Source organism: Streptomyces sp. NPDC051041, assembly GCF_044456065.1.
GTDB lineage: Bacteria > Actinomycetota > Actinomycetes > Streptomycetales > Streptomycetaceae > Streptomyces > Streptomyces glaucus.
This window is the reverse complement of the sequence record NZ_JBITFM010000002.1, coordinates 370,843-395,515: the sequence shown is the minus strand read 5'-3', so window position 1 is coordinate 395,515 and position 24,673 is coordinate 370,843. Positions and strand designations below refer to the sequence as shown.

The 24,673-nt window shown below is 72.9% G+C and carries 21 protein-coding genes; 7 read left to right on the top strand and 14 right to left on the bottom strand.

The features are described from left to right. Positions 1 to 11: 11 nt before the first annotated feature. Positions 12 to 773: an alpha/beta hydrolase gene (locus ACIBAI_RS05080; protein WP_399031048.1), complete on the top strand. Its 762-nt coding sequence runs from the start codon at positions 12 to 14 to the stop codon at positions 771 to 773. 9 nt (positions 774 to 782) lie between these two features. Here the strand turns inward: ACIBAI_RS05080 and ACIBAI_RS05075 are convergent, their stop codons facing one another. Beyond that, positions 783 to 1,736, bottom strand: a complete 954-nt coding sequence (locus ACIBAI_RS05075; protein WP_399031047.1) for a LysR family transcriptional regulator — start codon at positions 1,734 to 1,736, stop codon at positions 783 to 785. Between the two features lie 63 nt (positions 1,737 to 1,799). On the opposite strand from ACIBAI_RS05075, the gene ACIBAI_RS05070 reads away from it, so the two are divergent. Further along, a complete protein-coding gene (locus ACIBAI_RS05070) occupies positions 1,800 to 3,068 on the top strand; it encodes an MFS transporter (protein ID WP_399031045.1) in 1,269 nt (422 codons plus the stop codon). A gap of 146 nt (positions 3,069 to 3,214) precedes the next feature. Then, on the top strand, positions 3,215 to 4,228 hold the full coding sequence (locus ACIBAI_RS05065) for a sigma-70 family RNA polymerase sigma factor (protein WP_399031044.1): 1,014 nt from the start codon (positions 3,215 to 3,217) through the stop codon (positions 4,226 to 4,228). On the opposite strand, the gene ACIBAI_RS05060 is transcribed toward ACIBAI_RS05065, so the two are convergent. After that, entirely contained in the window at positions 4,112 to 4,498 is a 387-nt protein-coding gene (locus tag ACIBAI_RS05060; protein ID WP_399031043.1) for an STAS domain-containing protein, read from the bottom strand. The two genes, ACIBAI_RS05065 and ACIBAI_RS05060, sit on opposite strands and share 117 nt — an antisense overlap. Positions 4,499 to 4,687: 189 nt before the next feature. On the opposite strand from ACIBAI_RS05060, the gene ACIBAI_RS05055 reads away from it, so the two are divergent. Next, positions 4,688 to 5,608, top strand: a complete 921-nt coding sequence (locus ACIBAI_RS05055; RefSeq protein WP_399031041.1) for an AEC family transporter — start codon at positions 4,688 to 4,690, stop codon at positions 5,606 to 5,608. Positions 5,609 to 5,708: 100 nt separating this feature from the next. On the opposite strand, the gene ACIBAI_RS05050 is transcribed toward ACIBAI_RS05055, so the two are convergent. The 12 genes from ACIBAI_RS05050 to ACIBAI_RS04995 all read right to left on the bottom strand — a co-directional run bounded on the left by ACIBAI_RS05050 (position 5,709) and on the right by ACIBAI_RS04995 (position 20,524). Further along, positions 5,709 to 6,992 carry a thymidine phosphorylase gene (locus tag ACIBAI_RS05050; RefSeq protein WP_399031039.1) on the bottom strand — a complete coding sequence of 428 codons (1,284 nt, stop codon included), beginning with the start codon at positions 6,990 to 6,992 and terminating at the stop codon, positions 5,709 to 5,711. 68 nt (positions 6,993 to 7,060) lie between these two features. After that, on the bottom strand, positions 7,061 to 7,456 hold the full coding sequence (locus ACIBAI_RS05045; RefSeq protein ID WP_399031037.1) for a cytidine deaminase: 396 nt from the start codon (positions 7,454 to 7,456) through the stop codon (positions 7,061 to 7,063). Next, positions 7,453 to 8,727: an ABC transporter permease gene (locus tag ACIBAI_RS05040; protein ID WP_399031035.1), complete on the bottom strand. Its 1,275-nt coding sequence runs from the start codon at positions 8,725 to 8,727 to the stop codon at positions 7,453 to 7,455. Before ACIBAI_RS05040 ends, ACIBAI_RS05045 begins: the two co-directional genes overlap by 4 nt. Then, positions 8,724 to 9,848, bottom strand: coding sequence for an ABC transporter permease (locus ACIBAI_RS05035; protein WP_399031033.1), 1,125 nt, complete (start codon positions 9,846 to 9,848; stop codon positions 8,724 to 8,726). The genes ACIBAI_RS05040 and ACIBAI_RS05035 overlap by 4 nt, the downstream gene beginning before the upstream one ends. Continuing rightward, positions 9,848 to 11,443: an ABC transporter ATP-binding protein gene (locus ACIBAI_RS05030; RefSeq protein ID WP_399031382.1), complete on the bottom strand. Its 1,596-nt coding sequence runs from the start codon at positions 11,441 to 11,443 to the stop codon at positions 9,848 to 9,850. The genes ACIBAI_RS05035 and ACIBAI_RS05030 overlap by 1 nt, the downstream gene beginning before the upstream one ends. A gap of 163 nt (positions 11,444 to 11,606) precedes the next feature. After that, positions 11,607 to 12,653 carry a BMP family protein gene (locus ACIBAI_RS05025; protein ID WP_399031032.1) on the bottom strand — a complete coding sequence of 349 codons (1,047 nt, stop codon included), beginning with the start codon at positions 12,651 to 12,653 and terminating at the stop codon, positions 11,607 to 11,609. Between the two features lie 248 nt (positions 12,654 to 12,901). After that, positions 12,902 to 13,954 carry a BMP family protein gene (locus ACIBAI_RS05020; protein ID WP_399031030.1) on the bottom strand — a complete coding sequence of 351 codons (1,053 nt, stop codon included), beginning with the start codon at positions 13,952 to 13,954 and terminating at the stop codon, positions 12,902 to 12,904. A gap of 261 nt (positions 13,955 to 14,215) precedes the next feature. Beyond that, positions 14,216 to 15,439, bottom strand: coding sequence for a M20 family metallopeptidase (locus tag ACIBAI_RS05015; RefSeq protein ID WP_399031380.1), 1,224 nt, complete (start codon positions 15,437 to 15,439; stop codon positions 14,216 to 14,218). 357 nt (positions 15,440 to 15,796) lie between these two features. After that, positions 15,797 to 16,894 carry a hypothetical protein gene (locus ACIBAI_RS05010; protein WP_399031028.1) on the bottom strand — a complete coding sequence of 366 codons (1,098 nt, stop codon included), beginning with the start codon at positions 16,892 to 16,894 and terminating at the stop codon, positions 15,797 to 15,799. 50 nt (positions 16,895 to 16,944) lie between these two features. Next, on the bottom strand, positions 16,945 to 17,883 hold the full coding sequence (locus ACIBAI_RS05005) for an N-acetylneuraminate synthase family protein (RefSeq protein ID WP_344602569.1): 939 nt from the start codon (positions 17,881 to 17,883) through the stop codon (positions 16,945 to 16,947). A 14-nt stretch (positions 17,884 to 17,897) separates the two neighbouring features. Continuing rightward, positions 17,898 to 19,169, bottom strand: a complete 1,272-nt coding sequence (locus tag ACIBAI_RS05000; RefSeq protein ID WP_399031025.1) for a cytidylyltransferase domain-containing protein — start codon at positions 19,167 to 19,169, stop codon at positions 17,898 to 17,900. Between the two features lie 44 nt (positions 19,170 to 19,213). Then, positions 19,214 to 20,524, bottom strand: a complete 1,311-nt coding sequence (locus tag ACIBAI_RS04995) for a DUF6716 putative glycosyltransferase (protein WP_399031378.1) — start codon at positions 20,522 to 20,524, stop codon at positions 19,214 to 19,216. A 261-nt stretch (positions 20,525 to 20,785) separates the two neighbouring features. Between ACIBAI_RS04995 and ACIBAI_RS04990 the strand changes: the two genes are divergently transcribed. From ACIBAI_RS04990 to ACIBAI_RS04980, 3 genes are all read left to right on the top strand, one after another. Continuing rightward, positions 20,786 to 21,766, top strand: a complete 981-nt coding sequence (locus tag ACIBAI_RS04990) for a glycosyltransferase family 2 protein (protein ID WP_399031023.1) — start codon at positions 20,786 to 20,788, stop codon at positions 21,764 to 21,766. Further along, the gene (locus ACIBAI_RS04985; RefSeq protein WP_399031021.1) at positions 21,763 to 23,097 is read left to right on the top strand and encodes a polysialyltransferase family glycosyltransferase; all 1,335 of its coding nucleotides are present in this window, start codon (positions 21,763 to 21,765) and stop codon (positions 23,095 to 23,097) included. Before ACIBAI_RS04990 ends, ACIBAI_RS04985 begins: the two co-directional genes overlap by 4 nt. Positions 23,098 to 23,285: 188 nt before the next feature. Beyond that, positions 23,286 to 24,443 (top strand): acyltransferase family protein, encoded by a 1,158-nt coding sequence (locus ACIBAI_RS04980; protein ID WP_399031019.1) that lies wholly within the window; start codon positions 23,286 to 23,288, stop codon positions 24,441 to 24,443. The last annotated feature ends 230 nt before the right edge of the window (positions 24,444 to 24,673 follow it).

Here is a 24,673-nt window from a genome sequence, read left to right as displayed (position 1 = left end):
ACTGTTCTGTCATGGCACAGCAAGCGACACCGGTCCGCGGCGCCCGGCTGGGGCGGGCGCTCGGTCCGGAACCGACGGCGGTGGGCGGGGTGGCGCTGCTGCTCCCCGACGGGGACGAGGTCTCCGGCCGCAGACCCTCTCCCCTGCTGGCGACCGCGTCGGTCCGCGCGCTGGGCCGCCGGCTGGCGCGCGCGGGACGCGAGGAGGGGCTGGCCGCCCACGTCGTCCACTACCGCTGCCGCGGCTGGAACGGCAGCGAGGCGCATCTGGCGCGGGACGCGTCCTGGGCCGCGGACGAGGCCGTGCGGCGCTACGGCGACGTCGCCGTGTGCCTCGTCGGCGTCGGCATGGGCGGGCGGGCCGCGCTGCGCGCGGGCGGGCACGAGGCCGTCGACTCCGTGGTGGCGATCGCCCCCTGGCTGCCGGACGAGGACGTGGCCGTGCCGCCGGAACCGGTGAAGCAGCTGGCCGGGCGGCGGGTGCTGATCGTGCACGGCACGAACGACCGGCGCAGCGACCCGGAGTTGTCGTTCCGGCTCGCGGCCCGGGCGAAGAAGGCGAACCGGGACGTGTGCCGCTTCGAAGTGCACACCGACGGGCACGGGTTGCACCAGTACCGGGACGAAGTGCTGGCGCTGGCCGAGGACTTCGTGCTGGGGGCGCTCTTCGGGAGGGCGTTCTCGCGGCCGGTGGCGGACGCGCTGGCCGCTCCGCCGCCGCTGGGGCTGCGGATGCCGCTGGCCGCCGGGTTCGGCAGGTCGTTGCGGCAGTAGCGCCGCGCCTCACGCGGACAGCAGGCGGCCCCTGCGCGACAGCAGGAACCTCTTGAACGCGGCCACCGGCGGCGTGTCCGGGCGGCCCTCCAGCCAGGCCACGCCGATCTCCCGGACCGCTCGCGGGGAGGTGACCGTGAGTTCCACGACGCCGGGGCGGGGCACGGCCGGGGGCGGCAGGAGGGCGACGCCCAGACCGGCCGCCACCAGGCCCCGCAGGGTTTCGGCCTCCTCGCCCTCGAAGGCGATCCGCGGCCTGAAGCCGGCCTGCCCGCACAGGTCGTCGGTGATGCGGCGCAGGCCGTAGCCGGGTTCCAGGGTGACGAAGGTCTCCTCGGCGGCCTCGGCGAGGCGGACGCGCCGGCGGCCGGCGAGGCGGTGGTCGGCGGGGACGACCAGGCGGAGCTTCTGTTCGTCGAGGCGGCGGGCCACCAGGTCGGGCGCGTCGGGGACCGGGGAGGTCAGGCACAGGTCCAGCTCGCCGGCGCGCAGGCCTTCGAGCATGGCCTCGCCGTAGTTCTGGACCAGGCTGAAGCGGACGCGGGGGTGGTCGGCGCGGAAGGCCTGGAGGAGGCCGGGGACCGTCTCGGCGCCCATGGTGTGCAGGAAGCCGAAGGCGACCTTGCCGGTGGCGGGGTCGGCGTCGGCGCGGACCTCGTCGGCGGCGCGCCCGACCTCGGCGAGGGCGCGTTCGACGGAGGCGAGGAAGGTGCGGCCGGCGGGGGTCAGGGAGACCGTACGGCCGCGGCGGGCGAACAGGTCGACGCCCAGGTCCTGTTCCAGGCGGGCCAGGGCGCGGGAGAGGGTGGACTGCGGGACGCCCATCTCCTGGGCGGCGCGCGTGACGTGCTCGGTGCGGGCGACGCCCGCGAAGTACGCGAGGCGCGGCGCCAGCAACGTCACCATGTCTTCTGTGTCACTGGACGGTGACACGCGAGCCCGTGGCCTCCGCTGATGCTCCATGGGAACGATTATGGCGATTCGGCGCATTGGACGGATCAGCGGCGGCGTCCCTACGGTCGAGGCATGTCTCCCGCCAGTACCGGGGCGCCCGCCGTCGTGGGCGCCGACTCCGCCGTCCCCCTCGCCGACTCCCGCATGGCCCCGGGCGGTCCCGGCTACCGCCGGATGAGCCTCGCCCTCTTCCTCGCCGGGGTCGCGACCTTCGCCCTGCTGTACTCCACCCAGGCGCTGCTGCCGCTGGTCTCCGGCGACTTCGCGGTGAGCGCGGGCGACGCGAGCTGGACGGTGGCCGCGGCGACCGGCGGACTGGCGCTGTTCGTCCTGCCGATGAGCGCGCTGTCGGAGCGTTTCGGCCGCCGTGCGGTCATGACGGCGTCGCTGGCGGTCGCGGTGACCGTCGGGCTGCTGGTGCCCTTCGCGCCCTCGCTGGGCGTCCTGGTGGCGCTGCGGGCGCTGCAGGGCGCGGCCCTGGCCGGACTGCCCGCGTCGGCGACCGCCTACCTCGCGGAGGAGGTCACCCCGAAGGCGCTGGTCACCGCGATCGGCCTGTTCGTCGCGGGCAACAGCGTCGGCGGGATGAGCGGCCGGGTCATCACCGGCTGGGTCGCGCAGGAGTGGGGCTGGCGGGTCGCCGTCGGCGTGATCGGCGTGATCGCGGTGGCGTGCGCGGTCGCCTTCCGGCTGCTGCTGCCCGCCCCGCGGCACTTCCGGCCGGGCTCCCTGCGCCCGCGGGTCCTCGCCCGCACGGTCCGCGGCCACCTCGCCGACCCGCTGCTGCGCCGCCTGTACGCGATCGGCGCGCTGTTCATGACGGTGTTCGGCGGTGTGTACACGGTCATCGGCTACCGCCTGACCGAGGCGCCGTTCGGGCTGCCGCAGGGCATCGTCGGCTCGGTCTTCCTGGTCTACCTGGTCGGCACGGTGTCGGCGTCGACGGCGGGACGGCTGGTCGGGCGCCTGGGCCGCCGGGGCGCGCTGTACGCGGCGGGCGGTACGACGGCGGCGGGCCTGCTGGTGTCCCTGGCCGGGTCCCTGCCGCTGGTGCTGCTGGGCCTGGTGCTGATCACGGCGGGCTTCTTCGCGGGCCACGCGGTGGCGTCCTCGGCGGTCAGCAAGGCGGCCGCGCACGGCCGCGCCCAGGCCTCCGCCCTGTACCAGTCCGCGTACTACATCGGTTCCAGCGCGGGCAGCACGGCGGGCGCGGTGGCCTTCCACGCGGGCGGCTGGGCCGGGACCGTGGGGATCGGGCTGCTGGCGGTGCTGGGCGTCGTGGCGATCACGGTGCTCGGGACGCGGGCGGCACGGGCCGGGCGCCGGCTCGCGGCGGCCTGAGCACGCCGGGCGCGACACCCGCCCTCCGCCTCCTGTGAGCTGCCCCTTCCCCGCTCCGAGGGCCGTTGTCAGTGCCCTGCGGTAGCTTCCGAAGTACGAGGCGCGAAGAGGCGCACCGACAGGACGGCCACAGGGGCGGGTGGACGATGAGCGACGGCACGGCGACGACAGACCTCGGCGCCACACTGGAGAAACACCGGGTCGAGCTGACGGGCTACTGCTACCGCATGCTCGGCTCCTCCTTCGAGGCCGAGGACGCGGTCCAGGACACCCTGGTCCGCGCCTGGCGGAGCTACGGCACGTTCGAGGGCCGTTCCAGCGTCCGCTCCTGGCTCTACCGCATCGCGACCAACGTCTGCCTGGACATGCTGAGCGCGGGCAACAAGCGCGCGCGGCCCATGGACCTCACCGAGTCGACGCCGCTCGCCCGGGCGGCCCTGTCCCCCCGCCCGGACCACACCTGGCTGGAGCCGGTGCCGGACGCGCGCGTGCTGCCCGCGACCGACGACCCGGAACAGGCCGCGATCGCCAAGGAGTCCGTGCGGCTCGCCTTCATGGCCGCGCTGCAGCAGCTGCCGCCCCGGCAGCGGGCGGTGCTGATCCTGCGCGAGGTGCTGGCCTGGCGGGCGAGCGAGGTCGCCGAGCTGCTCGGCACCTCGGTCGCGTCGGTCAACAGCGCCCTGCAGCGGGCCCGCGCGACCCTGGCCGAACGGCGGCGGCAAGGCGCCGACGCGGCCGTCGCCGACCCGCTGGACGAGGAGCAGCGAAAGCTCCTGGAGCGCTACGTGGCGGCCTTCGAGGGGTACGACATGTCGGCGCTGACGGCCCTGCTGCACGAGGACGCCGTCATGACGATGCCGCCGTTCGACCTGTGGCTGACCGGCGTGCGGGACATCACGGGCTTCATGACCACGCTCGGCGCGTCCTGCGCGGGTTCGCGTCTGCTTCCGGTCCAGGTCAACGGCCTGCCGGGGTTCGCCCAGTACAAGCCGGACCCGGATGCCGGCGGCTTCGCCCCGTGGGCGGTGCAGGTGCTGGAGACGTCACACGGCCGGATCACCGGGTTCCACTGCTTCCTCGACACCAAGCGGTGGTTCCCGCTGTTCGGGCTTCCCCTCCATCTCGAAGCGGAGCCCGACCAGGTCGAGCAGGGCGGGTAGCGCCGGGTCGGGGTCGCGCAGCCGGATCCGGCCCCGGGCGCGGCCGGCGGCCAGCTGCAGCCGCGCCAGCAGGTCGACGGTGCCCAGCCCCGGCGGCCCCAGCCCTGCGACGTCGCACACGACGACCCCGGCGCCGCTGGCCCGCAGCAGGGCCTGCACCTGGTCGCCCAGTTCTCCCACCTCGTCCCGGGTGACGGGTCCGGCCAGCACGAGCACGGGGGGTGTCATCGCGTCCACGACCGGTAGACCTGGCGGGCCGGTACAACTCATCGGGGCGGGCGGCCGGCCGTGCTCCCGGACGCGGATGAGCTGCCGGGACCCGTCGCGGCGGCCGGGCCGGGCGACGCCGCGAAGATCACATTGACCGGGGCCGGACCTTCCCCGGAGGGTTGGCTGTATGCCCCAAGCATCTGGTCCCGCCGCGCTGCGCGATGCCCTCCTTGCCCACGAGGAGCCGCCGTGCAGGGGGTGCTGAGCGGGTTCGCGGTGATCGCCGTCGTCATCGGCGTGGGGTATGTGATCGGCCGGGGCGGTCACCTCGGGGACCAGGGCCGCGAGGTGCTGACCCGGCTCGCCTTCCACGTGGCCTCACCCGCCCTGCTGTTCACCACGCTCGCGCGGGCCGACCTGTCCGTGGTCTTCTCCAGCCGGCTGCTGGTGACGGCGATGAGCACGGCGGCGGTGGCGGGGGCGTTCGTGGCGGTCGGCGCCGTGCGCCGCTGGGGCGTGGGCCGCACCACGATCGGCGCCCTGTGCTCCAGCTACGTCAACTCCGGCAACCTGGGCATCCCGATCGCGGTGTACGTCCTGGGCGACGCCTCGCTGGTGGCGCCGGTGCTGCTGTTCCAGCTGGTCGCCGTCACCCCGGTGGCGCTGACGATCCTGGACGTCGCGGGCGGCGGGGAGGAACGGCCGTGGTGGCAGCGGTTGCTGACCCCGCTGCGCAACCCGGTGGCGGTGGGTTCGCTGGCCGGGGTCGCGGCGTCGGCGGCGGGCGTGGACGTTCCCGGTCCGCTGATGGACCCGCTCACCCTGATCGGCAACATGTCGGTCCCCGCCGTCCTGCTGGCCTTCGGCATCTCCCTGCGCGGCAGCACGCTCCCGCTGCGCGGCGCCGAACGGGCCCCCGTGCTGCTGGCCGTGGCGCTGAAGTCGTTCGCCCAGCCCGTGGTGGCCTGGGCGCTGGCGGCGGGGGTCTTCGGACTGCGCGGCCCGGCCCTGCTGGACGTGGTGGTGACCTCGGCGCTGCCGGCCGCGCAGAACCTGTTCACCTACGCGAGCGCGTACCGGGTGGGCGAGGTGCTGGCCCGGGAGGCGATCCTGCTGTCGACGGTGGTGGCAGTGCCGGTGCTGGTGGTGGTGGCGGCGTTGCTGGGCTGAGGCCTTCGGCCCGGCACGCCGAACGGGACCGGCGGCGGTCCACCGGTCCCGTTCACCCGGAAGGGCCTTGCCCTCAGCGGCCCGCGGCCACGACCCCGGCTCAGGCGATGCGCTCCAGCACCACCGGCGACGGCGTGAACTCGGTGCCCGGCGCGGCGACGTCGTAGGCGCCGTCCAGCGCCTGGAGCGCGTAGGCGAAACGCTCGGGGGTGTCGGTGTGCAGGGTCAGCAGGGGCTGTCCCGCGGTCACCGTGTCGCCCGGCTTGGCGTGCAGCTCCACGCCCGCCGCGGCCTGCACCGGGTCCTCCTTGCGGGCCCGGCCCGCGCCCAGGCGCCAGGCGGCGACACCGACGTCGTAGGCGTCGAGGCGGGTCAGGACGCCCGAGGCCGGGGCCCGCACCACGTGCTGTTCGCGCGAGGTGGGCAGGGGAGCGTCCGGGTCGCCGCCCTGGGCGGCGATCATGCGGCGCCAGACGTCCATGGCCGAGCCGTCGGCCAGCGCCCTCGCCGGGTCGGCGTCCTTCAGCCCGGCCGCGTCCAGCATCTCGCGGGCCAGGGCGAGGGTCAGCTCCACCACGTCCGCCGGGCCGCCGCCCGCCAGGACCTCCAGCGACTCGCGGACCTCCAGGGCGTTGCCCGCGGTCAGGCCCAGCGGGGTCGACATGTCCGTCAGCAGCGCGACCGTCCGCACGCCGTGGTCGGTGCCCAGGCCCACCATGGTGGAGGCCAGCTCGCGGGCGTCCTCGATGGTCTTCATGAAGGCGCCGCTGCCCGCCTTCACGTCCAGGACCAGGGAGCCGGTGCCCTCGGCGATCTTCTTCGACATGATCGAGGAGGCGATGAGCGGGATCGCCTCGACCGTGCCGGTGACGTCCCGCAGGGCGTAGAGCTTCTTGTCGGCGGGGGCCAGGCCGTCGCCCGCCGCGCAGATCACCGCGCCGACGCCGTCCAGGACGGACAGCATCTCCTCGTTGGTCAGCAGCGCCCGCCAGCCCGGGATCGACTCCAGCTTGTCCAGCGTGCCGCCGGTGTGGCCGAGGCCGCGGCCCGACAGCTGGGGGACGGCCGCGCCGCAGGCCGCGACCAGCGGGGCGAGCGGCAGGGTGATCTTGTCGCCGACGCCGCCCGTGGAGTGCTTGTCCGCGGTCGGGCGGGACAGGGAGGAGAAGTCCATGCGCTCGCCGGAGGCGATCATCGCGGCCGTCCAGCGGGCGATCTCGCGGCGGTTCATGCCGTTGAGCAGGATGGCCATCGCGAGGGCCGACATCTGCTCGTCGGCCACCTCCCCGCGGGTGTACGCGTCGACGACCCAGTCGATCTGCTCGTCGCTGAGCTCGCCGCGGTCCCGCTTGGTGCGGATGACGGAGATGGCGTCCATGGCCATGGGGGTTCCTTCCGAACGTTCCGAAAGTGCGCGGCCCCTCCGATCGACTCGGAGGGGCCGCGGGGGACTCACTTGGTGAGATGCTCCGGGCCGAAGGCCTGGGGCAGCATCCGTGACAGCGGCAGGATCCCCGCCGGGGTCTCCAGCAGCAGGTCCGGGCCGCCGAACTCGTACAGCAGCTGCCGGCAGCGGCCGCACGGGACGAGGATGTCGCCGTTGCCGTCCACGCAGGTGAAGTGCGTGAGCCGGCCGCCGCCGGTGTTCTGCAGCTGCGACACCAGCCCGCACTCGGCGCACAGGCCGAGGCCGTAGGAGGCGTTCTCGACGTTGCAGCCGGTGACCGTGCGGCCGTCGTCGACCAGGGCCGCGACCCCCACCGGGTAGCCCGAGTAGGGGGCGTACGCGCGGGACATGGCCTCTCGCGCCGCCGCGCGCAGCGCCGCCCAGTCGACCCCGGCCGTCACTTGCCCTGCCCCTTCCGGTACGGCAGGCCGTCCGCCTTCGGCATGCGCAGCCGCTGGGCGGACAGGGCCAGGACGACGAGGGTGATGACGTACGGCGTGGCGGAGACGACCTGGTTGGGGACCTCGTCGGTGCCCGCGTACCAGGCGAACACCAGGGCGCCGACGACCAGGGTGATCGCGGCCTGGACGTACTTCTTGCGGACCGCGAGCCAGATCGCGCCGATGACCAGCAGCAGCGCGCCGAGCAGCAGCAGCGCGTGCACGTTCGCCGAGCCGCCGCGCAGGTTGAGGCTGTCGGTGTAGCCGAACAGGCCCGCGCCGATGGCGAGGCCGCCCGGCATCCAGTTGCCGAAGATCATCGCGGCGAGGCCGATGTAGCCGCGGCCGCTGGTCTGGCCCTCCAGGTAGAAGGGGTTGGCCACGAGGGACAGGAAGACGCCGCCGAGGCCGGCCAGGGCGCCGGAGACGATCACGGCCAGGTACTTGTACTTGTAGACGTTGACGCCGAGCGACTCGGCCGCGACCGGGTTCTCGCCGCAGGAGCGCAGGCGCAGGCCGAACGCGGTGCGCCACAGCACCCACCAGGTGCCGGGGATCAGCGCGACGGCGATCAGGGTCAGCCAGGAGACGTCGGTGACCAGGCCGCCGAGCAGGCCCGCGATGTCGGAGACGAAGAACCAGCCCTTGGCGTTCAGGTCGCGGAGCACGTCGGACAGGCCCGGGACCGTGAAGTGGCCGAGGGACTCGACCGCCGGGGACTGCTTGGCGGAGCCGCCCGGGTGGCCCTCGAAGGCCAGCGGCGCGAGGTAGCGGGTGGCGCCGAGGGCGAGGATGTTGATCGCCACACCGGAGACGATGTGGTTGACGTTGAAGGTGACGGTGACGACGGCGTGCACCAGGCCGCCGAGCGCGCCGCCGGCGAGGCCGACCAGGACGCCGGTCCACGGGCCCCACTGGAACCCGGCCCAGGCGCCGAACCAGGTGCCGAGGATCATCATGCCCTCGAGGCCGATGTTGACGACGCCCGCGCGCTCGGCCCACAGGCCGCCGAGACCGGCCAGGCCGATCGGGACGGCGAGCTGGAGCGCGGTGGACATCTGGCTGACGTTGGTGATGCCGTCGGCGCCGGTGACGATGCGGACGAGCGAGGTCAGCGCCAGCGCTCCGGCGATGATCAGCAGCAGGACGGGCCACGACAGGCGGCGGCCGGTCGGTGCCGCGGGCTGCAGTGTGGGCTGGTTGACGTCGGTCGCTGTGGTCGGAGCGGTCATCGGCCGGCCACCTCCTTCGTGGTGTTGTTGTCGGCGCCGAGGACGTGGCCGGCGGCCAGTTCCGCGCCGACCCGGCGCTGCTGGCGGCGCAGGCCCCACTCGCGGACGGCCTCGTAGGAGACGACGACCGAGAGGACGATCAGGCCCTGCATGATGACCGCGATCTCCTTGTCGTAGCCGTGGAAGTCCAGCTCGGGCGAGGCCTTGTCGAGCCAGGCCCACAGCAGGGCGGCGAAGGCGATGCCGACGGGGCTGTTGCGGCCGAGCAGGGCGATGCCGATGCCGAGGAAGCCGATGCCGGTGGGGAAGTTCAGGCTGTAGGTGTGGGTGTCGCCGAGCAGGATCGGCAGGCCGGCCAGGCCCGCGATGCCGCCGGAGATCAGCATGGCGGTGAGCACCATGCGCCGGGGGTCCACGCCGCTGGCCGCCGCGGCGCTCTCGGAGGCGCCGGAGGCGCGCAGGTCGAAGCCGAAGCGGGTGCGGTTGAGGACCACCCAGTAGCCGATGCCGAGCAGGACGGCGAGGACGACCAGGCCGTAGATCTCGCCGGCCGCGCCCAGGTCGATGCCGGGGACCCAGCCGGAGGCGTGCATCTCGCCGGTGGTGTTGTTGTTGCCGACCTTGACGCCGAAGACGTCCGGCAGCCACAGGTAGGCGATGACGGAGGTGGCGATCGCGTTCAGCATGATCGTCGCGACGACCTCGCTGACCCCGCGGGTGACCTTCAGGACGCCGGCCACGCCGGACCAGAAGGCGCCGGTGAACAGGGCGGTCAGGATCAGCAGCGGGATCTGCAGCACGGCCGGCAGGTCCAGGTGGGCGCCGACGACGGCGGCCATCATCGCGGCGAGCTGGTACTGGCCGTCGACGCCGATGTTGAACAGGTTCATCCGGAAGCCGATGGCCACCGCGAGGGCGGCGATGTAGTACATCGACGCCTGGTTGACGATCAGGACCTGGATGTCGGAGAACGCCGCCTGTTCGAACATCAGGGCGAACGGCTCGACGGGGCTCTTGCCCGAGGCGATCAGCACGATCGCGCTCAGCACGAAGGCCACGGCGAGCGCGATGACCGGTCCGGCCACCGCGAGGAGCACGCGCTCCCGGTCGAACTTCTTCATCAGCGGGCCTCGTCTTCCGGAGACTCAGCGGTCTCTTCGTGCTCCAGGTGTCCGGTGGCGGCGCCGGTCATGGCCGAGCCGAGCTCCTCGGGGGTGATGGTGGCCGGGTCGGCGTCGGCGACCAGCCTGCCGTTGTAGATGACCCGGAGGGTGTCGGACAGACCGATCAGCTCGTCCAGGTCGGCGGAGATCAGCAGCACGGCCAGGCCCTCGTGGCGGGCCGCGCGGATGTGGTCCCAGATCGCGGCCTGGGCGCCGACGTCCACGCCGCGGGTGGGGTGGGCGGCGATGAGGAAGCGCGGCTTGTGGCTCATCTCGCGGCCGACGATCAGCTTCTGCTGGTTGCCGCCGGACAGGGAGGCGGCGGTGACGTCGATGCCGGGGGTGCGCACGTCGTACGCCGTCACGATCCGGCGCGTGTCCTCCTGGGCCGCCTTCGGGTCCAGCCAGACGCCCCTGGCGTTGGGCTTCTCGGTGACGTGGCCGAGGATGCGGTTCTCCCAGAGGGGGGCCTCCAGGAGCAGGCCGTGGCGGTGGCGGTCCTCGGGGATGTAGCCGATGCCCTGCTCGCGGCGCTTGCGGGTGGGCCAGGCGGTGATCTCCTCGCCGGCGAGGACGATCGTGCCGGAGTCGGCGTGCCTGAGGCCGATCAGCGCGTCGACCAGCTCGGTCTGGCCGTTGCCCTCGACGCCGGCGATCCCCAGGACCTCGCCCGCGTGGATGGTGAAGCTGACGTCGTCCAGCAGCGCCTTGCCGCCCGGCGCCCGGAGGCTCAGCTTGTCGACGGTGATGACGGGGCGGTCGGTGACCGTCGACTCGGCCGTCTCCGGGGTCGGCAGTTCGCTGCCGACCATCATCTCGGCGAGCTGGCGCGGGGTGGTCTCGGCGGGGACGGCCGTGCCGACCGTCGTGCCGCGGCGGATGACGGTGATCTCGTCGGCCACCGACAGGACCTCGCCGAGCTTGTGCGAGATGAAGATGACCGACAGGCCCTCGGACTTCAGCTCGCGCAGGTTGGCGAAGAGCGCGTCCACCTCCTGCGGCACGAGCACGGCCGTCGGCTCGTCCAGGATCAGCGTGCGGGCGCCGCGGTAGAGGACCTTGAGGATCTCCACGCGCTGGCGGGCGGCGACGCCGAGCTCCTCGACCAGCACGTCGGGGCGCACGTCGAGGCCGTACCGCTCGGAGATCTCGTTGATCCTGCGGCGGGCCTTCGCGCCGATGCCGTACAGCTTCTCGCTGCCCAGCACCACGTTCTCCAGCACCGTGAGGTTGTCGGCGAGCATGAAGTGCTGGTGCACCATGCCGATGCCGCGGGCGATGGCGTCGGCCGGCGAGGACAGGCTGACCTGCTCGCCGTCGATGGCGATGGTGCCCTCGTCCGGCTTCTGCATGCCGTAGAGGATCTTCATCAGCGTCGACTTGCCGGCGCCGTTCTCGCCGACGAGGGCGTGCACGGTGCCCCTGTGGACGGTGAGGTGGATGTCGTGGTTGGCCACGACGCCCGGGAAACGCTTGGTGATCCCGGCGAGTTCGACGGCGGTCTGCTGACCGCCCGCCGCCGCACCGGCCGGAGGGCTGCTGGACGCGTTGATGGCGCACTCTCCTGGGGACGGGGGTCGTCTACGCGCGTAGCGCCCCTATGGCATACAAAGGGGCCGACGCACCGCGACGACGGGGTACGGGGAGCGGCCTCCCCGTACCCCGTCGTCGCGGACGCAGCCCGCGGTCACACGCTGCTCGGAGGTGATGCGGTGATCAGCTGCTCTTGACCTTGATCTCGCCGCTGACGATCTTCTCCTTGGCCGTCTCGATGGCTTCCTGGAGCTCGGTGTCGGCCTTGAACTTGGGATTGGAGTCCGCGAGGCCGACCTCGCCGGTCTTCAGATCGCCCCTGACGATACCGGTCTCGGGCTTGCCCTCCTCGACCGACTTCGCAAGGTTGTACACCGCCTTGGCGACGTCCTTCGTCGCCGAGGTGAGGATGTGGTCCTTGTACTTGGCGAGGGCTTCCTGCTTGTACTGGTCGGAGTCGACGCCGATCGCCCACACCTCGTTGGCGGCGGCGGCCTCGATCACACCCTGCCCGGACAGGCCGGCCGCCGCGTAGACGACGTCGGCCTTCTTCTCGATCTGGCCCTCGGCGGCGGCCTTGCCCTTGTCGGGGCTGGAGAAGCCGCCCTCCTCCGCGGTCTGCGTCAGGTACTGCGACAGGACCTTGATCTTCGGGTCGGTGTCCTTCACGCCCTGCTCGAAGCCCGCCTGGAACTTGTGGATCAGCGGGTTGTCCACACCGCCGACGAAGCCGACGACGCCGGTCTCGGTGCTCTCGGCGGCGGCGACGCCGGCGAGGTAGGACGCCTGCTCCTCGGCGAAGACCAGGTCGGCCACGTTCTCGGCGCTGATCGTGGAGTCGTCCACGATGCCGAAGGTGGTGTCGGGGAACTTCTCCGCGGCGCCCTTGACGGCGGCGGCGTACGCGTAGCCGACACCGATCACGGGGTTGTAGCCCTGCTTGGCCAGGGACTCCAGGCGCTGCTGCTTGTCGGCGTCGGTCTCACCGTCGGTGGGCTCGATGTCGGCCGTCGTGTAGCCGAACTCCTTCTGCGCCTTCTCCAGGCCGGCGTAGGCGGCGTCGTTGAAGGACTGGTCGCCCCTGCCGCCGACGTCGTACGCGATGGCGAGGCCCTTGTCGCCCTTCGTGTCCGCCGAGCCGGAGGTGGAGGTGCTGCCGCAGGCGGCGAGGGCGAGGGCCAGGGATGCGGTCGCCGCGCCTGCGACCGTGATCCGGGAAATCCGGCGCATGTGTGGTGCTCCTAGTCGTACAAGCGCCGGACGGTTCGGCATCGGCGCTGGTTTCGCCGCACATTAACGCGCGTAGACCGGCCTGAAAACCCCTTCTGTCCACCTTGTTATGCGCCCGTGGCCAACGCCACGCGGCGGTGCGCCGGACCCTTGCCGACCGCGAACGGGGGGTGGCGGTGGGTGACGTACGAAGCGGGCGGGCACCCGGTGCGGGTGCCCGCCCGCGACGCCGCGTCACCGGGTTTCCGCTACTCCGTCCTGACCTTGATGGAGCCGTCGACGATGCCTTCCTCGGCCTTGGCCACCGCGTCCCTGAGGCCGGGGATCCTGGCGAACTCCGGGTTGCTCTCGGAGAGGCCGACGCCGTCGACCTTCAGGTCGAAGGTCCGGGTGCCGGTGAGCGGCTCGCCGTTCTCGACGGACTCGGCCAGGGCGTACACCGCGCCGCCGACGTCCTTGAGCGCGGAGGTGAGGATGCGGTCCTTGTACTTGGCGAGGGCTTCCTGCTTGTACTGGTCGGAGTCGACGCCGATCGCCCAGATCCCCGCCTTGGCGGCGGCCTCGATCACGCCCTGCCCGGACAGGCCGGCCGCCTGGTAGACGACGTCGGCCTTCTTCTCGATCTGGCCCTCGGCGGCGGCCTTGCCCTTGTCGGGGCTGGAGAAGCCGCCCTCCTCCGCGGTCTGCGTCAGGTACTGCGAGACCACCTTCACCTGGGGGTCGGTGTCCTGCACGCCCTGCTTGTACCCGGCCTCGAACTTGTGGATCAGCGGGATGTCGACACCGCCCACGAAGCCGACGGTCTTGGACTCGGTGGCCTTGGCGGCGGCGACACCGGCGAGGTAGGACGCCTGCTCCTCGGCGAAGACCAGGGAGGCGACGTTCTTGCCCTCGACCACGGAGTCGACGATGCCGAAGGTGGTGTCCGGGTACTTCGCGGCCACGGTCTTCATCGCCGGCCCGTAGGCGAAGCCGACGCCGATGATCGGGTCGTAGCCCTGCCGGGCCAGCGAGGCCAGGCGCTGTTCCTTGTCGGCGTCGGTCTCGCCCTCGGTGGGCTCGATGTCGGCGGTCTGGTAGCCGAACTCGCTCCTGGCCTTCCGCAGGCCGGCGTAGGCGGCGTCGTTGAAGGACTGGTCGCCCCTGCCGCCGATGTCGTACGCGATGGCGAGGCCCTTGCCGCCCTTGGTGTCCTTCTCGCCGCCGCTGCTCTCGCTGCTGGTGCCGCCGCAGGCCGTGGCGGCGAGGGCGAGCGAAGCGGCCCCCACCGCGACGCGGGTCAGTCTGGATATCCGACGCATCTGAAGTTCCCCATTCTCCACAGCCCCGCAGCGGGCGCTCGGTTCGGCGCACATTAACGCGCGTAGAAACTCCTGGGAACGGGGTTCCGCGGGGCCGTTATCCATTCGTGCCGATGGCCGGTTACGTCCTTGTGAACCACCGGTTCGAAGGGGAGCGAAGAGGATCGAAAGACGCATGCGGAACGCGGTCGGCACTGCCCGGACTCCGCGCGCACCAGGCCGGCCCGCGCCCGCCCCGGCCGCGACCGGAGCGGGCCGAGGTCACCGGGGGGTGCCGAAGAACACGGCGGCGGTGAACAGCTCCACGCCGACGGTGATGGCGTGTTCGTCCACGTCGAAGTCGCCCTGGTGCAGGTCGCGCACCGTGCGCTCGCCGGGGGGACGCACGCCGAGCCGCGCCATGGCGCCGGGCACGTGCTCCAGGTACCAGGAGAAGTCCTCGCCGCCGAGGCTCTGCTCGGTGCCCTCGACGGACTCCGGCCCGCGCCGGGCGACCATGGCCTCCCGGAGCAGTTCGGTCACGGCCGGGTCGTTGACGACGGGCGGGACGCCCCGCACGTAGTTGATCTCGGACTTGGCCCGGTGCAGGTTGGCGACCTCGTCGATCGCCGCGACCACGAGGTCCGGGGCCTGCCGCCACACGTCGAGGTCCAGGCACCGCACGGTGCCCGAGAGCTCGGCGTGCTGCGGGATGACGTTCGGGGCGTGCCCGGACTCGATCCGGCCCCAGGTCACGGCGAGTCCGCTGCGGCTGTCGGCGCGCCGGGCGACCAGCGCGGGCACGTCGGTGACGACCCGGGCGACGGCGGTGACGAGGTCGGTGGTCAGGTGGGGCCGCGCGGTGTGGCCGCCGGGTCCGTCGAGCGCGATCTCCAGCCGGTCGCAGGCCGAGGTGATGGGCCCCTCGCGCAGGCCGATCCGCCCGGCGTCCACCCGGGGGTCGCAGTGCACGGCGAGGATCTGCTCGACGCCGTCCAGTCCGCCGCCGGCGATGACGTCGCCGGCGCCGCCGGGCAGCACCTCCTCCGCGGGCTGGAAGATCAGCCGCACGGGCCGGGGCAGCGCGCCCCGCCGGTGCAGCTCGGCGAGGACCAGGCCCGCGCCGAGCACCACGGTGGTGTGCACGTCATGGCCGCAGGCGTGGGCGCGGTCGGGCACGGTGGACCGGTACGGGCAGTCGCTCTTCATGTCCGGGATGGGCAGGGCGTCGATGTCGGCCCGCAGGGCGAGGATGCCCGCCTCCTGCTCCTCCGGCGCGCCGATGTCGCAGACGAGTCCGGTCCCGGTGGGGAGCACCCGCGGCTTCAGGCCGGCCTGCTCCAGCCGTTCCTTGATCGCGGCGGTGGTGCGGAACTCCTGGTTGCCGAGCTCGGGGTGCATGTGCAGATCGCGGCGGAACGCGACGAGCTCGGCACGCAGCGCCTCGGGCAGCGCGCCGGGAAGCACGGCTTCTCCTGGGAGGTCGGCCTCGGACTCTGGGGACATCAGTTGCTTCACCCTCTGAAGGGTAGGACGCCGAACCGGAAGGTTGACCTGCGATCAACAAAAGTTCAGTCCCTCGGGGGAAGAAAACCTTGCCGCCCGGCGCATGACTGTCGGCTCAGGTGGGTAAACTCGGGATTTTTCAGCCGAGTCGATCATGGAATCCATGGAGTGTGACATCAGCCACACTCCGGCACCCACCCTCTTCTCACGGATACCACGCAGCGCCGTGCTCACGCCGACCCGTTCACGTGACGGACGTCATGCGGCGGGGAAGTCCGGGCGGTCCGGTGCGGGGCTTCCGGCCGGCGCTCCGGGGCCCGGCTCGCCGGTCCGGCCGTTCCCTCCCGGGGGGAACGGCTAGACCGCGCTCACCGTCGACAGCCGGTGCACGTCCCGGGCCGTCCCCGTCACGCCCGACAGGAAGCCCTGGGCCCGGGGGGAGGCGGTGTCCGTCAGCCAGGTGGGGTCGATGTCGCAGACCGCCACCTTCACCCCCGTGCCGGCCAGGGCCAGCGGCAGGGTGTGGACGACGGTGGACGGGAAGCTCAGCACCGTGCGGCCGATCGGGCCGCGGCGGGCGATCAGCTCCAGGGGGAGGTCGGGGCGGACGACCTCCAGGCCGGTCTCCACCGCGAGCCGGTGGAGCTTCTCGGCGCTCTCGCGGCGGTGCGCGAAGTAACGGGTCGCGCCGTGGGCCGCGGCCAGGGCGCGGACGGCCGCCAGGTAGCGTTCGCCGTCCACCACCCCGGTCTCCACCAGGGACGTGCCGACCAGGTCGGCGCCCTTGGTGATGTGCGGCGGGCCGAAGCGGGCCCGGGTCCAGGCGAAGTCGTTCGCGGTCACCGTCACGCCCCGCGGCGTCTCCTGCATCGGCATGGAGGAGAAGACCTCCACGCTCCGCCGCCCGCCCGGCGTCAGCCGCCGCCGCGCCGAGGACGACACGGGGGCGAAGAGCAGGTCCCGCGGCGCCGGCCGGCCGCCCTTGCGGTGCCAGCGCACCAGCCGCTCGCCGCGGGCGAGCTGCCCGACGAACTCCATCGTGGCCGTGCCGTCGTCGACGACGACGAGGTCGCGGGCCCGGGTGATGGTCAGCAGCAGCTGGACGTACCGGGAGAAGGGGTCCCCCATCACCACCCGGGTCGCCCGGCGCAGCGGCCCCGCCAGGCCCCCGACGGTCTGGAACGGCGCCGTCGCGCCGCCCCGCGCCTCCTCCCAGCGGACCTCGTAGCCCTCCTGCCGGGCCAGCTCCGCCATGCGGCGCAGCTGACCGCGGGTCATCGGGTCGGTCGGGGACAGCACCACGAGGGTGAGCCCCGGCCCCGGAGGCGCGTCGCCCTGGGGGTTCCCCGCGCGGAGCGCGTGCGCGTGCGCCCACTCCAGCACGTTCAGAAGCTGTACCGGGCTCTCGACGAAGGCGAGAGTGCGGGGGCCGGCTGACCCGGCGCGGGGGCTCATCGGCGTACGACCGTCCCGTCGTAAGGGGGTGGTGGTGGGGTGGGGCGGGCTCAGACGGTGACCGGCTCGCCCGCCGCGGCGGCGATCTCCGCCTCGGCGACGACGCCCTGGACGCGGCGCAGCTTCTTCATCGGGCCGAGCTCGGACTCGTAGACCTTCTTCACGCCGTCGCCGAGGGACGCCTCGATGGTGCGGATGTCGCGGACCAGGCGCGCCAGGCCCTGCGGCTCGACCGAGGCGGCCTGGTCGGAGCCCCACATGGCGCGGTCGAGGGTGATGTGGCGCTCGACGAAGACGGCGCCGAGGGCGACGGCGGCGAGCGTGGTCTGCAGGCCCGTCTCGTGGCCGGAGTAGCCGATCGGGACGTTCGGGTACTCCTTCTCCAGCGTGTTGATCACGCGGAGGTTGAGCTCCTCGGCCTTCGCCGGGTAGGTGGAGGTGGCGTGGCAGAGCAGGATGTTGTCGCTGCCGAGGACCTCGACGGCGTGGCGGATCTGCTTCGGCGTCGACATGCCGGTGGACAGGATGATCGTCTTGCCGGTGGCGCGCAGGGCGCGCAGCAGCTCGTCGTCGGTGAGGGAGGCGCTGGCCACCTTGTGGGCCGGGACGTCGAACTTCTCCAGGAAGGCGACGGCCTCGGTGTCCCACGGGGAGGCGAACCAGTCGATGCCCTTCTCCTTGCAGTACTCGTCGATCCGGCGGTACTCGTCCTCGCCGAACTCCACGCGGTGGCGGTAGTCGATGTACGTCATCCGGCCCCAGGGGGTGTCGCGCTCGATGTCCCACTGGTCGCGCGGGGTGCAGATCTCCGGGGTGCGCTTCTGGAACTTGACCGCGTCGCAGCCGGCCTCGGCGGCCACGTCGATCAGCTTGAAGGCGTTCTCCAGCTCACCGTTGTGGTTGATGCCGATCTCACCGGTGACGTAGACGGGGCGGCCGGGACCGACCTCGCGGGAACCGAGCGTGCGGAGGCGGGAGTTGGTGCTCATGGCAGGAGTCGTCCTTACTTGGTGAGGGAATCGAGAGAGGGGCCGAGGATCCAGCTGGCGATCTCTCGGATCGCGCCGTCGCCACCGGGGACGGTGGTGACCGCGCGTGCGGCGCCGCGCACGACGTCGTGGGCGCTCGCGACCGCCACGGGCCAGCCGACGAGGGCGAAGCACGGGAGGTCATTGACGTCGTTGCCGACGTAGAGCACGCGCTCCGGCGCGATGCCCTGCTCCTCGCACCACTGCTTCAGCGCGAGGTCCTTCCGGTCGATGCCGTGCAGCACCGGAATCCTCAGCTTCCGGGCCCGGGCGGCGACGACCGGATTCTGCTCCGTGGACAGGATCAGCATCTTCAGGCCGCTGCGCCTGAGGGCCGCGATGCCGAGGCCGTCCCCGCGGTGCACGGAGACGAACTCCCGTCCTTCGGAGTCGATCAGCACCCTGTCGTCGGTCTGGGTGCCGTCGAAGTCGAGTACGACCGCGTCGATGTCGCCGGCGGTCGGCAGGGCGCCCGGCCGGTCCGCGTCGAACAGCGGCGCCAGCGCCCGGGCTCGGGCGAGATCGTGCGGATCGTCGATCTCCAGCACGCGGGCGGGGTCGGTGCGCACCAGCTCGGTGCGGCCGAAGAAGCGGTGCCGGTGCTCGCGGAAGCCGGCCGCGTCCATGGCGTAGGCGGCGCCGGTCTCCAGCAGGTCCTGCGGGCGGTCCTGGCGGCGGGGGCGGAAGGACTTGTCGTGGTTGACGCCGTAGCCGCCGCCGTTGCTCAGGGAATCGGCGGCGGTGACCACGCCGTCGGCGGCCGCCTCGGCGTCGGCGTCCCGCCAGAGGAAGCCGTGGAAGGGCGCGACGGTGACGGCGGTGTCGGCGCCGTTCTCGGCGACCGCGGCGGCGACCCCGTCGATGTCCTCGCGGACCACGAACGGGCTGGTGCACTGGACGAGCAGCACGATGTCCACCGGACGGCCGTGCAGCGCCTCGTGCGCGTCCATGGCGTGCAGCACGGCGGCCTCGGAGGTGGCGGTGTCGCCGGCGATGGCGGCCGGCCGCAGCACCACCTCGGCGCCGGCCTGCCGGGCGGCGGCGGCGATGGCCTGGTCGTCGGTGGAGACGACGACGTCGGTCACCAGCCGGGCGGCGCGGCACTCGCGCACGGCCCGGGCGACCAGCGGGACGCCGCCGACGGGGGCGAGGTTCTTCGCGGGCACGCCCTTGGAGCCGCCGCGGGCGGGGATCACCGCGAGCACGCGGCGCGCTCCGGCGCCCCGGCCCGCTTCCTGGTCGGACATGGGATGTACTCCTTGACGTACGGCGGCGGGTGTCGTCCCGGGACTCACAGCTCCCCCATGCGCCGGATCACCGGGGCGACCCGCTGCACGCCGTGCCGGTAGGCGCCGCGCGCCGCCCGGCGCACGATCTGCCGGACCGGTCCGGGCTCCTTGTCGGCGGCGGGCGCGCCGGGCAGCGGGGTGCCGTCCGGGCCGAGGTGGTGGCGGGCGAGGATGCCGGGCAGATAGCCGGGGGCGGTGGCGGGCGTGTAGTACGGGGTGAGCGGCGGCAGCCCGCCGGGCTGGGCGAGCAGCTCGGCGATGCGCTCGCGGGCCGCGTCGAAGGCGGTCGCGTAGGAGCCTCCCCCGGAGGGGGAGCCCCCGGCCGCGACGCCCTGCCGGGCGACCCACTCCTCGTCGGGCACCGGGCGGTGGCCGGCGTCGAGCTGGTCCCAGGAGGCGAGGCAGCCGGAGCCGACGAAGTGGTGGTTGCCCAGCGCCTCGCGCACGCCGAGGTCGGTGAGCACGACCGTGGGGATACGGCGGTGCAGCGACTCCAGCGCCGCCGTGGAGCTGACGGTCACCAGCAGGTCGGTGCGGTCGAGGACCTCGCCCATGTGCCCGTACACCAGGCGGAAGTTGGGCGGCAGGTCCGCTTTCTGCGCCAGCTTCTGGTAGGGCAGCTCCTCGATGTGGGTGGTGTGCTCGCCCGGCTTGGAGCGCAGCTTGAGCAGCACCTCGCGCTCGGGGTGCGCGCGGGCGTGCCGGATCAGCCGGTCCAGCAGGTACGTACGGTCCTTGCGGCTCTCCGGCACCGAGGGCTGGGCGGCGAAGACGACCGTGTAGGGGTCGTGCTCGCCGGTGTAGGGCTCCCCGCCCAGGAACGGCAGCGCCACCTCGGTCACCGACGAGGCGTCGGCGCCCACCCCCTCGTACACGGCGCGGAAACGCTCCGCGTCCTGGCGGGAGTTGGCGAGCACGAGGTCGGCGCCGTGCCGCAGCAGCAGGCCGTCGGCGAGCTTCTCGTAGACGACGCCGACGTAGCCGGTGACGACGACGGGCCGGTCGGCCCGGTCCTCCCAGACCCGCTTCAGGCCGTGCAGCATCGCCTGCACCCCGCCGCCGACCAGGGCGAGGACCAGGATGTCGTAGGACTCCTCGGCCATCGCCCGCAGGAACTCGACCGCGGTCACCTCGTGCAGGGCGTCCGCCTGCACGCCGACCTCCCGCAGCTGGCGGGCGGTGGGCGTGGCGCGGCCCCGCAGGAGGTAGCCGTCCAGGCGGATGTCCGAGCCGTCGGGGCCGGCCGGGGCGATGCGGTTCGCGGTGAGGGCGCCCCACTTCCACCGGGTGTCGGAATCCGCGAGGACGGCGATCCGCCGGGGCCTCGCCGTCTCCGCCGGCCCCGTCGTCGTGGTACTTGCTGCACTTGCTGGCACGCCGAAGACGCTAGGAAGCCATTTCTAGGAACCGCCCAACCCGAATGCAACAAACGGTTAACAGCACGTCGCCGAATGGCGAATCGGGCCGCCGGGAGCACGGAAAAGCGCCCGCTTCATGGCATCGCCATGCGCCGTTCACCCGACCGCAAGCCTCAGGTAAAGACGAAGGCCGGGCCGCCCCCTAACGTCGCTCACGTGCTCAAGCTCTCCGTCATCGTGCCGTTCTACAACGTGCAGCAATACGCCCCCGACACCCTCCGGAGCCTGCGCGCGAACGCGCGTGAGGACTTCGAGTTCATCCTCGTCGACGACTGCTCGACCGACGGCACACCGGACATCCTCGCGCGCGCGGAGCGCGAGCTGCCCGGCGCGGTGCTGGTCAGGCACGAGCAGAACGGCGGCCTGGCCACCGCGCGCAACACCGGCATCGACGCGGCGCGCGGCGAGTACCTGACCTTCCTGGACGGCGACGACTGGCTGGCCCCCGGCTACTACGCCCGTCTCGTCGCCCAGATCGAAGAGCTGGGCTGCGACTTCCTGCGCGTCGACCACGTCCAGTGCACCGCGCGGGCCCGTTCCGTGCACCGGGTGCCGCTCGGCCGCCGGGGCGTCGTCCTGCGCCCGCGCGACGCGATCCTGCCCACGCACCGCTCCACCTCGGTCGACTACCCCTACGCCTGGGCCGGCATCTACCACCGCCGGCTGCTCGACCGCGGTCTGCTGCACTTCCGGGACGGGCTGCGCACCGCCGAGGACCGGCCGTGGATCTGGAAGCTGCACCGGGAGGCGGAGTCCTTCGCGGTCTCCGGGCTGCTCGGCGTGTTCTACCGGCGCGGGGTGGCCTCGTCGCTCACCCAGATCGGCGACGTGCGCCAGCTCGACTTCATCCGCGCCTTCGACCAGGTCGTCGAGGAGACCGCCGCGGACCCGGACGCGGCGACCCTGCTGCCGAAGGCCGTGCGCACCTACTGCGCGATCATTTCCCACCACCTTGGATCCATCGAAAGGTTCGAGCCTCCCGTGGCCCGGAAACTGAAGTCGATGAGCGCCGCCGCGCTGCGGCGCATGCCGCAGGACGTGCTCGACCAGGCGCTCGACTCCATGGACGCCGAGCGCGCCACGCGTCTGCGCCGGCTGCGCCGCCGCCCCGCCCAGGGCGCGGAGGTGGCCGCGTGACCACGCAGATCTTCCTCGCCTCGACGCTGTACGGCACGGCCACGCTGGCCGCCGCCCTGGACGCCGGCTGCTTCGACGCCGCCGACCGGCGGATCCTGCTCGTGTCCAACAACGCGGCGACGCCGGAGACCACTCCGGCGGTCGCCGACATGCCCGGGTTCGAGCGGCTGCGCGACCGGTTCGACGACGTGGTGTCGTGGAACGAGACCATCTTCCCCTTCCACCCGGGGGGCTGGGCGCCGCGCGCGGACGACGTCCCCCTGTGGGAGCGGTACCTGCGGCTGGCCTGGGACCTCGGTGACGACGACGTGGAGCTCGCCGTCGAGTCGATCCAGGTGCATCCGGCGCTCGGCGTGGCGCAGATCTTCGTCGGCGCGCCCGTGACGGTCTACGCCGACGGCCTGATGAGCTACGGACCCACCCGCAACAAGATCGACCCGCTGGTCGGCACGCGGATCGAACGGCTGCTCCACCTCGAACTGGTGCCGGGTCTGAAACCGCTGCTGCTCACCGAGTTCGGCGTGGAGCCGGAGGTGGTGCCGACCGCCGCGTTCACCAAGGTGCTGGCCGAACTCGTCGACACCGGGGCCGAGCTGCCCCGGGTCGAGGAGCCCGCGCTGCTGCTGGGCCAGTACCTGTCCGCGCTCAACATCCTCTCCCCCGACGAGGAGGAGGACCTGCACGTGCGGATGCTGAGGGGCGCCTTCGGCCTGGGCCACACCCGCGTCGTGTTCAAGCCGCACCCGACCGCCCCGGCCCGCTACGCCCGCACCCTGGAGCAGGAGGCCGAGAAGCTCGGCGTGGACCTCACGGTGCTGGACACGCCGGTCCTGGCCGAGGTGCTGTACCAGCGGATGCGTCCGGCGCTGGTCGTCGGCTGCTTCTCCACCGCCCTGCTCACCGCGTCCGTGCTGTACCGCCTGCCGGTCGCCCGCGTGGGCACGGAGATATTGCTGGAGCGCCTCACCCCGTACGAGAACAGCAACCGCGTCCCCGTCACCATCGTCGACGCGCTGCTGCCCGAGCTGACCGACCGCGCCGCCGTCGAGGAGCAGAGCCGGAGCGCGGACACCGACGCCCTCGCCGGCCTGGTCCGGGCCGTCGGCTTCGCGATGCAGCCGAAGATCCTGCCCGAGCTGCGCCCGGAGGCCGAGCGGTACCTGGCGCGGCATCTGAACGCGCACACCCGGCGGTACTTCAAGAAGAGGCGTCTCACCTCGCTGGGACTGCCCGGCGGGGTGCCCGCCCAGCTGTCGTTCCTCCCGCGCAGCGCCACCGCGCGCCGGATCGTGCGCCGGGCCCGCGCGATCCAGAAGGCGGTGCGCCGCTGAGCACCGACGGAACGAGCGGAGAACCTTCGGGTGAATCCTTGGGGACAGGCCGGCAAAGGGTGACCCTGTCGAACAGTCGTGCCCGAACTCCCGTCCTAGGCTTCCGGTAGCGGTTCTCCTCCGGCCTGGGTGAAGGCGGTCAGGAGCGCGCCCGACAGACCCCGCAGCGTCCCGCGAAAGGCAGCAGCGTGACCGAAACGGCCGTCAGCACATCGAGGCCGCAGCCCGTCGCGGCCGCGTCCGTCCGGGAGCGGAACGCCCCGGCCGCGCCGCCGCGGGCGGCGAAGCGCCCGGGCGGCCGGCTGCGCGCCCTGGACGGGCTGCGGCTGGTCGCCGCGCTGATGGTGGCGGCGTACCACTACGGCGGGCGGGGCGGCGAGGTCACCGACGCCTGGGGCACCTCGCCCGCCCGGCAGTTCCCCACGCTGCACGAGTTCTTCGCCTACGGCTGTCTCGGCGTGCAGGTCTTCTTCGTGATCAGCGGTTTCGTGATCTGCATGAGCGGCTGGGGCCGCCCGCTGGCGTCGTTCTTCGCCTCCCGCGCGTCCCGTCTGCTGCCCGCCTACTGGGTGGCGGTCGTGCTGGTGACGGCGGTGTTCGCCCTGCCGGCGGTCGCCTACGAGGCGGTGTCGCCGAGCGACGCGCTGGTGAACCTGACGATGCTGCAGCAGCCCCTGGGCGCGGACCGGGTGCTGGGCGTGTGCTGGACGCTGTGGGCGGAGATCCGCTTCTACGCCCTGTTCGCGCTGTGCGTCGTCCTGCCCGGGGCCAATCGCCACCGGGTCGTCCTGTTCTGCGCGGGCTGGACCCTGGCGGCGGCGATCGCCCAGGCCGCGAACGAGCCGCTGCTGGACCTGGTCCTGATGCCCGAGTACGCCCCGTTCTTCATCGGCGGCATCGGCCTCTACCTGGTCCACCGCGACCGGCGGGACGCCTGCGCGTGGGGCATCGTGGGGGTGAGCTGGCTGATCGGGCAGCACCACGCGGTCCGGGAACTCTGGCACGCGCCGAGCGTGGACGCCTTCTCCTACCGCTCGTCGTTCGGGATCGTCCTCGTGGTGACGCTCGGTTTCGCGGCGGTGGCGGCGATCGCGCTGGGCTGGCTGCAGTGGGCGAACTGGCGCTGGCTGACCGTGGCGGGCGCGCTGACCTACCCGTTCTACCTGGTCCACGAGCACCTCGGCTGGGTGGTGATCCACGCCCTGCACCGCGGTCTGCACCTGGCGTCGGCGCCGACCTTCGCCCTGACGGTGGCCTCGATGCTGCTGCTGGCCTGGCTGCTGAACCGGTTCGTCGAGGAGCCGCTGACCCCCCGCCTGCGGTCGGCGCTCTCCCGGGCGCGCTGACCCTTCACGGGACGTGCGGCCGGCCGGCGGTCCGCCCTCGGATCCGCCGCCGGCGCTCGTGGCGGACGTCCGGATCACGGGCCTGGACCGCGCCCACTGGCACATCCTCCCGCCGCGCGGGGACGACCAGGGACTCCTCACGGTGCGCCCGCGCGCCGGGACCGATAACTTCCAGGCCGTCGCCCGTTTCCCGGAGGGCACCGCGGTGGGCCTCCCCCGGCCGGCCTCGC

What these genes read in the sequence shown, in the direction of transcription:
- ACIBAI_RS05080 (WP_399031048.1), top strand. Translation starts at nt 12, where the DNA reads ATGGCACAGCAAGCGACACCGGTCCGCGGCGCCCGGCTGGGGCGGGCG.
- ACIBAI_RS05075 (WP_399031047.1), bottom strand. Translation starts at nt 1,736, where the DNA reads ATGGAGCATCAGCGGAGGCCACGGGCTCGCGTGTCACCGTCCAGTGAC.
- ACIBAI_RS05070 (WP_399031045.1), top strand. Translation starts at nt 1,800, where the DNA reads ATGTCTCCCGCCAGTACCGGGGCGCCCGCCGTCGTGGGCGCCGACTCC.
- ACIBAI_RS05065 (WP_399031044.1), top strand. Translation starts at nt 3,215, where the DNA reads ATGAGCGACGGCACGGCGACGACAGACCTCGGCGCCACACTGGAGAAA.
- ACIBAI_RS05060 (WP_399031043.1), bottom strand. Translation starts at nt 4,498, where the DNA reads ATGAGTTGTACCGGCCCGCCAGGTCTACCGGTCGTGGACGCGATGACA.
- ACIBAI_RS05050 (WP_399031039.1), bottom strand. Translation starts at nt 6,992, where the DNA reads ATGGCCATGGACGCCATCTCCGTCATCCGCACCAAGCGGGACCGCGGC.
- ACIBAI_RS05040 (WP_399031035.1), bottom strand. Translation starts at nt 8,727, where the DNA reads ATGACCGCTCCGACCACAGCGACCGACGTCAACCAGCCCACACTGCAG.
- ACIBAI_RS05035 (WP_399031033.1), bottom strand. Translation starts at nt 9,848, where the DNA reads ATGAAGAAGTTCGACCGGGAGCGCGTGCTCCTCGCGGTGGCCGGACCG.
- ACIBAI_RS05025 (WP_399031032.1), bottom strand. Translation starts at nt 12,653, where the DNA reads ATGCGCCGGATTTCCCGGATCACGGTCGCAGGCGCGGCGACCGCATCC.
- ACIBAI_RS05020 (WP_399031030.1), bottom strand. Translation starts at nt 13,954, where the DNA reads ATGCGTCGGATATCCAGACTGACCCGCGTCGCGGTGGGGGCCGCTTCG.
- ACIBAI_RS05015 (WP_399031380.1), bottom strand. Translation starts at nt 15,439, where the DNA reads ATGTCCCCAGAGTCCGAGGCCGACCTCCCAGGAGAAGCCGTGCTTCCC.
- ACIBAI_RS05010 (WP_399031028.1), bottom strand. Translation starts at nt 16,894, where the DNA reads ATGAGCCCCCGCGCCGGGTCAGCCGGCCCCCGCACTCTCGCCTTCGTC.
- ACIBAI_RS05005 (WP_344602569.1), bottom strand. Translation starts at nt 17,883, where the DNA reads ATGAGCACCAACTCCCGCCTCCGCACGCTCGGTTCCCGCGAGGTCGGT.
- ACIBAI_RS05000 (WP_399031025.1), bottom strand. Translation starts at nt 19,169, where the DNA reads ATGTCCGACCAGGAAGCGGGCCGGGGCGCCGGAGCGCGCCGCGTGCTC.